The organism is Bradyrhizobium sp. Crot121 (assembly GCF_059512385.1).
In genome coordinates this window covers 69,237-80,657 of record NZ_JCAMOR010000035.1, presented here as the reverse complement: position 1 = coordinate 80,657, position 11,421 = coordinate 69,237, and the positions used below count along the sequence as shown (strand labels likewise).

Sequence of the window (11,421 nt, the reverse complement as noted above, 5' to 3'; positions counted from 1 at the left end):
GCAGCTTACGCCTCAAAGACAATCAACTGATGTCTGAGCGCCGCATTCTCTGCTTCAAGTCGGCTCTTCGACTTGAGGGCGAAGCCAAGACGGCCAGTACGAAACAGAGCAGCCCGATCATTCCGCCAGCTTAGGCGATTCCATTACGTCATCAACCCGGATAAGGTTTTCGGTACACATAGGTCGTCGCCGGCTGCGGGGAGCCTTCTTTTGCGATGGAAGTCGGGGATCTCTCTCGATCCGATAAGCGGTCGACGCGCTGAATGACGCCTTGGCCGCCGCCACTGGCGGACTATCGGTCTGACGGTACTTCATGTATAGCCTCATCTGGTGATCTGTGATGTGTCGGCCGGGCAAGCGAGTGATTCCTCTTGGCGGAAGAACCACTTGCATAACCTGCCAGCCGCGATCACCAGTCGGCGCGGTCCCTCGCGGATCGCGCCGACGCCGGGCTCGTAACTCCGGTCGGGCTACGCCCTCCCTACGTCACGAGCCCGGCGAAACTCTCTCACCTTGATTGACGCGCTCTTCCATCCAGATCGCCGCGCGACACCATTCCGGACTTCAGGCCCCAAGAACTCCTTCCGGAACGGCAGGCTACCGTTCACGACGTCGGGGTTGCGAGGACGAGTCCAATTTTGCCTTTACACTCTCACCCTACAGGCAGGATACATTGAACGACTGTACCCGGGGCGGCAGTAGCAGAGGCCCATATTCGTCCCCCATGAGCTTCCACGATCGATCGGCAGATCGATAGTCCCATGCCCATGCCACCGGGCTTGGTGGTGTAGAATGCGTCGAACAGGCGGTCAAAACTCTCCGGGTTCAGTCCCGGGCCCGAATCCCGCACGGCGACGAGCACCCCGCCCGATGCATCTTTTCCGGTGCTGATTAGCAACTCTCGCGCCCCTTCACCGACCTCGCTCATCGCTTCGACGGCGTTGATGATCAAGTTGAGGATCACTTGTTGCAGTTGGACTCGATCTCCTTGAATGAGCGGTAAGCCCTCCGCGAGCTGTGTCTGCACCGAGACGCCGTTCTTCACAAGTTCGCCACGGGTCAGGGCAATGACCTCAAGGATTGCTCCGTTGATCTCCAAGGCATCCTTCCGTGGGGGCGCCTTCTTGATTAGGGCACGGATCCGGCCTATGACGTCGGTGGCTCGGTTGCCTGCCTTAACGGTGTTGCCGAGCGCCTGCCGGGCCCGCTCCAGATTTGGCGGCTGGGCGTTTAGCCAGCGCAAGCCAGCTTGGGCATTGGTAACTGTCGCCGCTGATTGGCTGCATGACTTCATGGGCAATCGAGGCCGACAGCTCTCCCATCGTCGTGACGCGATTGACGTGCGCCAGCTGCGTCTGCGCCTCGCGCAACGCTTCCGACGCCAGCATCAGCTGGTTGGTCCGTTCTACTACACGTTGTTCGAGTTCCTCATTGAGCCCCGTGATTTCGGCCTTGGCTCGCTTGAGCGCGGCGGTTTCGACAATGTCCCAATTCCCGTGTCGCCTTGCGAGGACAAACTGGTGTGTACGCACCACGTCCAGGATTTCATGAGCTCCGCACGTCGCAAGCGGGTACGTGCACAGCAGGGCAAGGCTCTGATTGCCGATAACCTCGTTGAGACCATCTTCATAGTCGCAAAAGTGTCTCCAGAAGTCCTTCTTTGCGACCCAGGTGGTATCCGCGGTCGCTCTCATGCCAGCGTACCCTCTGGCCGATACGCGAGCGAATTTCTCATACAAAGCGTCTGTCACTCTCTTGCCATCAAACGTGCCGCCCTGGAGAAACCAATCGCGGGCCGACCCAATTTCCATCCTGGAGTCCGCCAGGTGTCGATCAAGGTCAGGCACCGCGGCTTTCAACGCAGCTGTCGCTTCTTCGATCGTCAAAGGCGCGGCAACAACCCACAGGCAGTACTCCTCCCTTCCCAAACCCGACTTGAAGTATTCGATCAACGTGTCGAGGAGATCCTCTCTCGTGTCATAGAAGAGGCAAAAGTGGGCACCCCAGGCCACCATGTCGCCAACGACGTCGATACCGGTCTTCCGCATCTCTGTTGTCATTGGGGGTCACCTCCAATTTCCAACGTTCCGGTTGCGCAACCAAAGTTCTACTGCGGCCGCAGCAGCGGTAGCGATTGGCGTTTTGATCATAATAGTGCTCTAGGTCAGTATCGAATTCCGACCGGAGCGATCAGGAAGGTTAAGCCGACTTCTTGTGGTCGGTCATGAATTTCCTCGACGAACCTTTTTGTTGCTGAGGCACGTCAGTGATGCTGACAGTAGATCCATCGTCTGAAACGAATCGGGGCTTTACCACAGGGCGCATCCTCGTCGGCTACGGTCGTGGGTTGCTCATCCCCGCATCCACCAATGATCGATTAGGCGACGACATCCGCTTGTGGCCCATGGCCGAAATCCGGATTGAAGATCGCCACGTCAACTCACCGGGGTAGACGAGACGCCGCTCAGCGCGAAGTCAAATGCCGCTTTTGACCCTGGCTGTGCAAAAACGCGAAATATCGAAACGCGACGAGAATTGCATTCTTCAGCTCGTTCTTTAAGTTCAGTGCCGTTGCGAGTTGGAGCGCTAAGAGGCTCTTGGACGAATAACTTGTTCTATGGCGCATCAAGTGCTGAGCGTTTTCACCAGCCAAGACCCGGAACGGACATTGACCCTGCCGTCCCGGAAACCGGTTCACTAGCGGTCTAGAGCAGCACGGTCGATGCGAATGATACAGGAGGCGGAGTTTCGGTGACCCACCCGGCCGCCATAGATGGCTCGGGTGCACCATGTCAATCTGGCAGGTCGTTTTCAGGATGAGTCCAGGCATCAAGAACTGTCATGCTCACCTGCAAGAAGGCAATGGAAATTAAGAAACCAAGATTGACCGGGTTAAGCGCAGCTTCCCACGAGCTTTCGCTCGGCGCTGGTCTCGCTCGCGCCGCCCGATCAATAACCAGAGGTCGGAAGCTGCGGCCGTGCCGCCGGTACTTTGCTCCCGGCCGGATACCGCTTGAGCAATGGATCAGTCGTAGACGTGGGTTCGACATGTCAATCATCCGTGAGCATTGCGCAACTTAGTGCCTTAGCGGAAATTTTGGCTAGGCCGCCCGTCGCGATCGCGCCTTCTATCTCTGGAGCGAGCGTGGCTTGTGTGGTGTGAACCTGGAGAAGATCGGCCCACTGCATGTCTCTATAGTTGAAGCCGAACGCGAGCGTGGGCTTCACCACCATGAAGTAGGGCGAAATATCGAAGTCGCGCGGCGCGTAGAGTGACGAGTGACGGGTCTCGGCGATTTCGCGCCGCGCCGTCTGGCTTTCGATCCGCGTGATCTTGGGCAGGATCGGATAACGCACGGCGTCGAATGCTTGCGCAATCAGCGACGAACAGATGATGCGGCTCGCATCGCCGGAGCCGAGTGCGATCGGTCGGCGACGCCAACGCGGCGCCACCGGCCATGGGAATAGATAGCGCATCAGGTCGATGACGTTCCTGAAATCGTAGCCGAGGCCAATGCGTTCAGAGCCGTAGCGGCAAACCTTTTCGCGGTCGGCTTCGCTCAGGCCAACCGGCCGGCAGATGCGGGTTTGACAATGCAGATATTTCGACAGGGGCGCCGACACGACACCTTCGTCGAGATTGGCTTCGACCAGGACGTGGGGCTCGCCCTCGGTTGCGGCGCCCGCTATCGGCCCGACGTACAACGCCGAATGCGACCAGGTCGATTGAGTGAGATATTTGATGCCGCCGGAAATACGACCTTTGCCTTCGACCAGCAAAACGTCACCGGGGCGAAGAGTGTCGCGTAAGGCCGCCGAATCCTTCGAGGTGAGCGGCTCACAGTGGTTGGCCGGCTTCTGCAGCCAAGCAATCAAACGTCCCACGTTCTCGAACATCCAGCCCATCACTCGTCGCTCGAATTTTTGGTGATTTCCCGCATGGCAGTTGCAAGTCAGCTTTGTCGTTCGGTTACCCAAGTCAGAGCGTAATCATAGAGAGATGGACTGGACAATTGGACGAGAGGGTTGATCCGTGCGTACATTTGTCTGAGACGGGTATACCGAGGTTTAGGATCGACCACCTTTGCGAGTGATGGGAACGTCGCACCTCGCTCGGCAGCTACCGAGCGACATCGGTCCATCAGACGGGTGACGCTGTTGTTCACCCAGTACGTTCGCGAGGTCGGCGCCGCCAAGCGACAAATCGAATCGTCCGCGCGCCCCAGAAGAAGCACGGCGCGTCTACCGGCTCGCCGTTGGTGCTGATTTCGGATTTTGGCCCGCAACCGACCTTCCGACCGTCGTGTGGAGTGCCGGTTATCGGGGTAAGGCGGAGGTCGTCGGGTGATGCCGTGAAGTCGCAGTTTGACCCAAGGCGGAAATGTGCGGGACTACGGCTGAGGTCTTTAGACGTAAAACCGGAGTGGCAGAAGCTACGGGGTTGATCTCGGCTATTCGGGCGGCAACAATGGAGTAGGCCCCGAGGTTTCGCTCGATGACTGACTTCAAACTGCCCGAGACGAGATATGCCCAGAGCGGCGACGTTAGCATCGCCTATCAGGTGATGGGCGACGGGCCAATCGACCTGGTTTTGGTTCCCGGCTTCATCTCACATATCGAATTCCAGCACGAACTCCCAGGATACACCGCTTTTCTGCGGCGGCTCGCGGGCTTCGCCAGGGTCGTGACCTTCGACAAACGCGGACAAGGGATGTCGGACCGGATGTCCGGTGCGCCGTCGCTCGAGGTGCGCATGGACGATGTCCGTGCCGTCATGGATACCATCGGCTCCAAGCACGCGGCGCTGGTCGGTTTCTCCGAAGGTGGTTGCATGAGTGTGCTATTCGCCGCGACATACCCTGAGCGCGTGTCGCACCTCATTCTGGCCGGCTGTTTCAGCCGATCCGCGGACCGTCTCTCGGATGAGGCATGGGAGGCACGTTTCGAGCAGATCCTGAGGCTGTGGGGTACCGGCGAACTGACCAAAACTATCGCTCCGAGCGAGGCGGTCGATCCAGCCGTGATCGCGCAATATGCTAAGTGGGTGCGGTTGGCGAGTAGTCCCGGTGCACTGCGAACACTCTTACGACTCAACCGCCAGATCGACGTGACCGCGATCCTGCCGACGTTGCAGGTGCCGGCCCTCGTCTTGCACAGCAAAGCCGATCTCCAAGTGCCGGTCGATCTCGGCCGAAAGCTCGCAGCCGCGATCTCGGGCGTCAAATACATTGAATATCCAATTGGCGACCACGCGGTCTGGACCGCCAACAACGAGACCGTGCCCGGAGATATCGAGGAGTTCGTCACCGGTCGCCGCGATCATGGCGCGGTGGAGTTTGAGCGCGTGCTGTCGACCGTGCTATTCACCGATATCGTTGACTCCACGCGCAGCGCCACTGCGATGGGCGACGCGCGCTGGCTTCGGCTGCTCAACAATCACGATCAGATTGCAAGAGACATGGTCGGTAAGCACCGCGGCAATCTGGTGAAGAGCACTGGCGATGGCATTCTAGCAACCTTCGACGGTCCTGGACGAGCGGTGCGCTGCGCGCTCGCCTTTGGCTCGGCGGCGAAACAGATCGGACTCTCCGTTCGCGCCGGCCTGCACACCGGGGGAGATTGAGACTAGAGGCAATGACATTGCTGGCATCGCCGTACACGCGGCCGCGCGCGTGATGTCGCAATGCGTCTCCGATGACGTTTTGGTTTCGCGCGTCGTCACCGACCTCGTCGCCGGAGCCGGGTTGAAATTCGCCGAACGCGGTTCTTACGAACTCAAAGGACTGCCCGGGAAGTGGGATCTGTTTGCGGCGAGCGGATAGTCATCGAAACCGAAAACCATTGCGCTCCTTATTAGGCAGAAAGAGCTGAGTGCCGGAGACGTCAGCTTCTGGCCCCAACCGAGACATCGCAGGCAGCTCGGCGGTTGTCCGGTTATCAGGGTAGACGGAAGTCGCGGGCGGCAGGTCAGAGTGGCGCGATTGGCCCGAAACGAAGCCGGACCGCTCAGAAAAGGATGGCCGCTGCTGAGGGTTAGAGCGGACATCACCGTTCCGTAACATTTGATTTGCGTGCAGTCGCGGTCGTACCATCGCTTCCCCGCAACTTACGAGGCCATTGATCTCACGCGTACGTACAAGCCCGGCGCGTTTTCGATAGCCGGTAACTTGCCGCCGCCCGGTTCGCGGGCAGGAACCCGGCCTGCATCAAATTGCGTTACCCATTCGTCCCAAAGCGGCCACCAGGACCCTTGATGAGGCGTAGCGCCGGCGAGCCACTCGTCCGGACTGGGCGGCAAGTTGTCGTTCGCCCAGTGGCCATATTTGCTGCTTGGCGGGCTGATCACGCCAGCCATATGGCCCGCAGCGGATAGAACGACTTTGACCGGCCCGGAATACAAGCATGTCGCCGCATAGGTCGACTTCCACGGCGCAATGTGGACTTCGCGCGTGGCCAAAATGAAGGCCGGGGTTCTGACTTTCGACAGATCGATCGGCGTATCCGCCAACGTGATGCCGCCGGGTTTTGTCAGCAGATTTCGCTGATACATCTTGCGCAAATAGAACGAATGCATGCGCGTCGAATCGGAATTCCAAAACAAAAGATCAAAGGGCATTTGCTCTTTGCCGAGCAGGTAATTGTTGACAACGAAAGACCAGATCAGGTCATTCGCGCGCAGCATATTGAACGCCGTCGCCATATCTTGCGCTTCCAGATAGCCGCGCTCGCGCATCCGTCTTTCAAGAGACGCCAGTTGTTCCTCGTCGATGAAGACGGCCATATCACCGACTTCAGTAAAATCGACGAGCGTCACGAAATAGGTGGCGCTTGCAATCCGGTCGTCGCCCTTCGCGGCCAGAAAAGCCGCCGTCGAGGCAAGCAGGGTTCCGCCGAGGCAATAGCCTATCGCGTTGACGCTACGCTCTCCGGTCGCGGACTCGATCGTGTGCAGTGCCGCCAACGGTCCCTCGAGCATGTAATTTTCAAAGCTCATTTCAGCGAGCCTCTCATCGGGATTCACCCAGGAGATGACGAACACCGTGTGTCCTTGATCGACAGCCCATTTGACGAAAGAGTTCTTCGGCTGAAGATCGAAAACATAGAACTTATTGATCCACGGCGGCACGATGAGCAGTGGCCGCCTCCGACATTCGTTTGTCGACGGAGCATATTGGATCAATTGCATAAGCTCGTTCTGGTAGATGATTTTTCCTGGCGCCGTTGCGATGTTTTCGCCGAGGCGGAAAGCCTTTATGTCGGTCATTGTAATCGCAAGCCGACCATCGCCGCGCTCCAGATCGACGAGAAGGTTCTCCAAACCACGTAGCAGGTTTTGTCCGCCAGACTCCAGGGTCGCGGTGAGGACCTCCGGATTGGTCGCGACGAAATTGGAAGGCGACAAAGCATCAATGAATTGGCGCGTGTAGAAATCGACCTTACGAGCGCTGGCCTCATCCATGCCTTTAGTTTCGCTGATTGCAGAAAGAAGCGACTTCGCCGCAACGAGATAGCTGTCCTTCACAAAGTCGAAGATAACGTTCTCGCTCCAGTCCGGATGCTTGAAGCGTTTGTCTTTCGGGGGACCGGCCTCGCGTGCACGTAGCATGAGCATGCGTTCCGCAGTTTTCTGCCAGATACCTAGCGTGTCGTAGAATAGGTCGATCTGGGCGCGAGCGACTACCACCGGGTCGGCCATCATCTTTGTCATGAGCTCGAAAAAGTCGAACCCGAGCGTCGACGTGTCGCCCATGCCGAACTTAACCGCGTCCGGCTGATGTGACACAAAGCGCTGCATCAGCAGCTGGCTTTGTTTCGCGATATTCTGCAGTTTGCGCCGCAAGGGCAATCGGATCCCAAGTGAGCTGCACCTGTTTCTCGACCATAGCTCTCTCCTGCCGTTGTCAGGCTTTACCAGAGCCGTTTGGATAGGTTCCAAAAGATTAGCAACTCACCGGATACGGTTGGAGAACGATGAATCACGGATTCGCCGTCAGGCCGACCTCGGGTGATTGACCAGCGCAAACATCACGGGTGTCGGGAGACGATCGGGCGGGAGCCGCGGAGCCGTTGTTGCAATGCAGCTAAACGTTGTGCGTTGCGAGACCTCCTCCTTCTCTCATCGCTATTTTGCCCAATGCAGGAAGAGGGCCCGCGAAGCTTCTGTCTCCGCAATCCAAGGATGGAGCACGCAATTTGTCGCGAGTCGAGCTTGTTCTTCGCCGCTGCAATTCTCCAAACATCAGAATCACGCATTTGAGAATGTGAGACTATGACAGGAAAAACTGACTAAGCTCGCGCCGGAAGGCACTTCGAAGCCTGACCCAATGTATGGTCCGGCTGTGCGGTGCAAGAAGATTTCGACGATCCGGTAGATGCGGTCTTGCGTCAATGTATCCGGCCTCTGCTTGGAGCACAGTGCTCCGGGCCATCATGGATATCAGCGCGCATGTGATCTGGTTAGCGGACAGGCCTCGACCGGGCCATTTGGGTCACCAGGGTTCGCATGCGCCGGGAAGACACCGCCAAACTCATCCTGATCAGTCTTGCGCTCGGCGTCCCCCCGGAGCTGCATGCGGCGGCGCTCGACACCGCCGACACGGCGGATGAGAAAGGCATGCGGGGGATTGACAGCGATGTCTTCCCGAAAGCTTTTCCGGATCACCTGTGGACGAACGACGGCGCCAGACGCAAAGCTCGAGCCCGCTGGCTCGGCGCCGACCCAAGAGGCTATGCCGCCGCATACCGCATGCTTGTCAGCGCCGAGACGCGCAAGGAGCTTGCTGACGTCGCCTGCCCGGTTCTGGCGCTCGCGGGAAAATACGTGGCTTTAGAGGGCGAGCGCATAAACCTTCGTATCGTATCCGGGACCCCTTTAGATGCCGCAGGGTTACCTACGTTCAATTGAGCCGCTGATCGCGATCGTCTTAGGTTGGATGCATTGGAAAGGTGCACAGGCTCATAAAGTGCGACAGTGGAAATGGAATAATGGACGAATAGCGAACGACATTGGGCGCGAGATGAACAATCACATTTGGCATGCAACACTGGTCGCATTCACGGTCATGCTGTCGGTTTCCACAATCGGTCACGCTCGCGCCCACGATCATCAACGCCCTGAGTTGAACAGTTGGTATGAGAGCTTGTCCAGTGGCAAGGGGCCCTGCTGCGATGGCAGTGATGCGAAGCGCGTTGATGACGCCGATTGGGAAACGAAAGACGGTCACTATCGCGCGCGCATTGATGGCGAGTGGGTTGATGTTCCGAACGACGCTGTCGTGGATGGACCGAACCGCGCTGGTCGCACGATGGTCTGGCCCTACTATCTGCACGGCGCTTTGGTTGGCGTCAGATGCTTCATGCCGGGGAGCATGGGTTGATGCGAGCGCAGGGCGATCACGCCTTGCACATAAGCGTGAGTGAGACATGTCCAATCCCGTCGCAAAGATTATCGATCGGCACCTGAAAATCTGGAACGCTCGACATGCCGCTGAGCGCATCACGGGCATCCCTTTAACCTATGCAGAAGACGTGGTCATCGGCGAGCCGGCCGCGTGGTTTTCTGGTTTTGCGGGCATTGAACTCGCGATTAAAACGGTACAGGCGCAGATGCCGGAAATGGAGCTCGCCGTCACCGGCCCGATCCAGACAACGGGGGAGGTGTCTACGTACACTTGGGCGCTCGCGGGGAAAGACGGCAACCCGGTCGTCAAGGGCCGGGATGTAATCACGGTAAAGCACGAACGAATCATCAGTCGATACGTTTTTTTCGACACCTGACCTTTAGGACGCGCGCCGCCTTTCCTTTGTGTGCACCCCCTCGCTTCCGGGGCCTTTGGGGCACAGAGCAAAGTGCCGGTTGGCGCGGTGTCAAGATATTTGCAAATCATATCGCTGTAACGTTTGTACCAGCTCGTACAGAATAGGCGGCGGTGCGCGATGTGGCGCATGTCTAACGCTCAGGCGCTTGTCTTCGTCGCGACGGTCATTATGGTCGCGCTGGCGGTGTGGATGGCCCAGTAGCCAACTGAGGAAGGCAACGATGGCGCATTGATCAGAAAACCCGGCCTATGCGGCGCTGCCCCCAGAGCGCGCGCTGGGTGTTCGCGGCGATCGAGGCGGCCATCGGTGACGGCAGCAAGGCGAGCGTGAGCTACGTCGCGTTCCGGCTGGACCACGACACCGCACGGCCTGCGGTGTCGCGGTCGCCGAAGTTGCTCGACCGTCTCGGGATGATCGCGATTTCGCCGGGCCGCATCTGGTCAATGCGTTCCGGCTCCCGTACGGCTGGCGGTTTCCGCCAACCGTGGCAGCTCAACCCACCAGGAGCTGGCGTCTGGGTTCGCGGCTTATTTAATGACTTCCACGTGAAGGAGATTGCAATGACCAAAGCTAGCACCACTCCTCCGAACGTCACCAAAGCTAGCACCACTTCTCCTATCGTGACGAACGCTGAAAGACATTCACGCCTTGCGTACTCATTGTTTTTCCCGCGCTATTGCTGCGTGGTCTGTATGTAGCCTTCACCGCCGGACCAGCCGTGCCGACTTGGTCTCGCGATAGCAGAAGAAAATCGTGACCTCTGTGCGAAGTTTGGAATGCGCGCCGCGATCAGCGAGTTTCTCGCCTGCGTCAATGAGCTAACTGTTATCCGGCGAAGGCAGGTTGACCGCGACCGCGCGGCCGAGATTGGTTTGCTCTGGAGCACGGGTCCTTCATCACCATCCCCACTTCTTCGGGCATGATCAGCCCCGATGGCGGGTCGCGATGCTCTCAGGATCAGTCAGTTCGCGCCTTGCAGCAGGCGCAGAACTGTGTCTGCTTCCCCTAGGCAATCGTCGCAGCCTCGGGATCAGCGGGATCGCGTTACGCTGTCACGCCGCCGCGGTGCGTTACGGTCAAGCGTTACGATGCGTTACGTCGCGGGCCGTTACGAAAAAGCGTAAATGCGTCCGGCAAATTTGAGACAGGCTCCACCCTGTGGGGCGATCTTCTGATCGATACCAAAGAGCTTCCTGGTCTACACTGGCATCTATAGACGCCGTCCGAAGAAGCTCACGATGAGCAGGGCTCATTCAAGATGAGACTGGATCACGACCTCTAACAGGATACGTAATCGCTCATCGCTCCGGTGCGCGGTCAGCAGCAATTTCGAGCGCGCCGAGATCCGGTCGCGCCGCTCCCGAACCTCAAGCGGCTTTCCTTTAAGTTTACAAATAAGTCGAAACGGGGATATCCAAAAGTCGCAGCCCTGCTCCGCCAAACGTCTAACCCGTTTCGCCCTTCCTGTCAGACGTGCAAACGCGAGTGCAATTGAGGACTTGCCTGTCGTAGGGCAGGATCACCTCGTATCGCTTGTAGCAGCTTTCGGGCGAAGGAAGCTGCCGCTGACGCGGGGCCTACTACCCCCAACACGGGCACCGC

9 protein-coding genes and 1 pseudogene are annotated in these 11,421 nt (G+C 58.4%); 5 read left to right on the top strand and 5 right to left on the bottom strand.

Annotated features, from left to right (window positions below; translation table 11 throughout):
- Positions 1 to 126 precede the first annotated feature (126 nt).
- The 4 genes and pseudogenes from AC5ZGW_RS26840 to AC5ZGW_RS26825 all read right to left on the bottom strand — a co-directional run.
- Positions 127 to 357 (bottom strand): annotated as a pseudogene (locus tag AC5ZGW_RS26840) (IS21 family transposase); the annotation flags it as partial.
- 295 nt (positions 358 to 652) lie between these two features.
- Positions 653 to 1,099 (bottom strand): sensor histidine kinase, encoded by a 447-nt coding sequence (locus AC5ZGW_RS26835; protein WP_496113989.1) that lies wholly within the window; start codon positions 1,097 to 1,099, stop codon positions 653 to 655.
- Positions 1,100 to 1,175: 76 nt separating this feature from the next.
- On the bottom strand, positions 1,176 to 2,060 hold the full coding sequence (locus AC5ZGW_RS26830) for an MEDS domain-containing protein (protein ID WP_496113988.1): 885 nt from the start codon (positions 2,058 to 2,060) through the stop codon (positions 1,176 to 1,178).
- Positions 2,061 to 3,051: 991 nt separating this feature from the next.
- The gene (locus AC5ZGW_RS26825) at positions 3,052 to 3,906 is read right to left on the bottom strand and encodes a YiiX/YebB-like N1pC/P60 family cysteine hydrolase (RefSeq protein WP_130224801.1); all 855 of its coding nucleotides are present in this window, start codon (positions 3,904 to 3,906) and stop codon (positions 3,052 to 3,054) included.
- 589 nt (positions 3,907 to 4,495) lie between these two features.
- Here AC5ZGW_RS26825 and AC5ZGW_RS26820 point away from each other — a divergent pair.
- Complete coding sequence (locus AC5ZGW_RS26820; RefSeq protein ID WP_245474604.1) at positions 4,496 to 5,623, top strand: adenylate/guanylate cyclase domain-containing protein; 1,128 nt, start codon at positions 4,496 to 4,498, stop codon at positions 5,621 to 5,623.
- A 483-nt stretch (positions 5,624 to 6,106) separates the two neighbouring features.
- On the opposite strand, the gene AC5ZGW_RS26815 is transcribed toward AC5ZGW_RS26820, so the two are convergent.
- Positions 6,107 to 7,840: a PHA/PHB synthase family protein gene (locus AC5ZGW_RS26815; RefSeq protein WP_245474605.1), complete on the bottom strand. Its 1,734-nt coding sequence runs from the start codon at positions 7,838 to 7,840 to the stop codon at positions 6,107 to 6,109.
- A gap of 663 nt (positions 7,841 to 8,503) precedes the next feature.
- On the opposite strand from AC5ZGW_RS26815, the gene AC5ZGW_RS26810 reads away from it, so the two are divergent.
- The 4 genes from AC5ZGW_RS26810 (at position 8,504) to AC5ZGW_RS26795 (ending at position 10,517) form a co-directional block, all read left to right on the top strand.
- Positions 8,504 to 8,905 carry a hypothetical protein gene (locus AC5ZGW_RS26810; protein ID WP_130224803.1) on the top strand — a complete coding sequence of 134 codons (402 nt, stop codon included), beginning with the start codon at positions 8,504 to 8,506 and terminating at the stop codon, positions 8,903 to 8,905.
- On the top strand, positions 8,877 to 9,377 hold the full coding sequence (locus tag AC5ZGW_RS26805) for a hypothetical protein (protein WP_456645655.1): 501 nt from the start codon (positions 8,877 to 8,879) through the stop codon (positions 9,375 to 9,377). Before AC5ZGW_RS26810 ends, AC5ZGW_RS26805 begins: the two co-directional genes overlap by 29 nt.
- A 46-nt stretch (positions 9,378 to 9,423) precedes the next feature.
- A complete protein-coding gene (locus AC5ZGW_RS26800) occupies positions 9,424 to 9,777 on the top strand; it encodes a nuclear transport factor 2-like protein (protein WP_130224805.1) in 354 nt (117 codons plus the stop codon).
- 320 nt (positions 9,778 to 10,097) lie between these two features.
- Positions 10,098 to 10,517, top strand: coding sequence for a hypothetical protein (locus AC5ZGW_RS26795; RefSeq protein WP_130224807.1), 420 nt, complete (start codon positions 10,098 to 10,100; stop codon positions 10,515 to 10,517).
- The last annotated feature ends 904 nt before the right edge of the window (positions 10,518 to 11,421 follow it).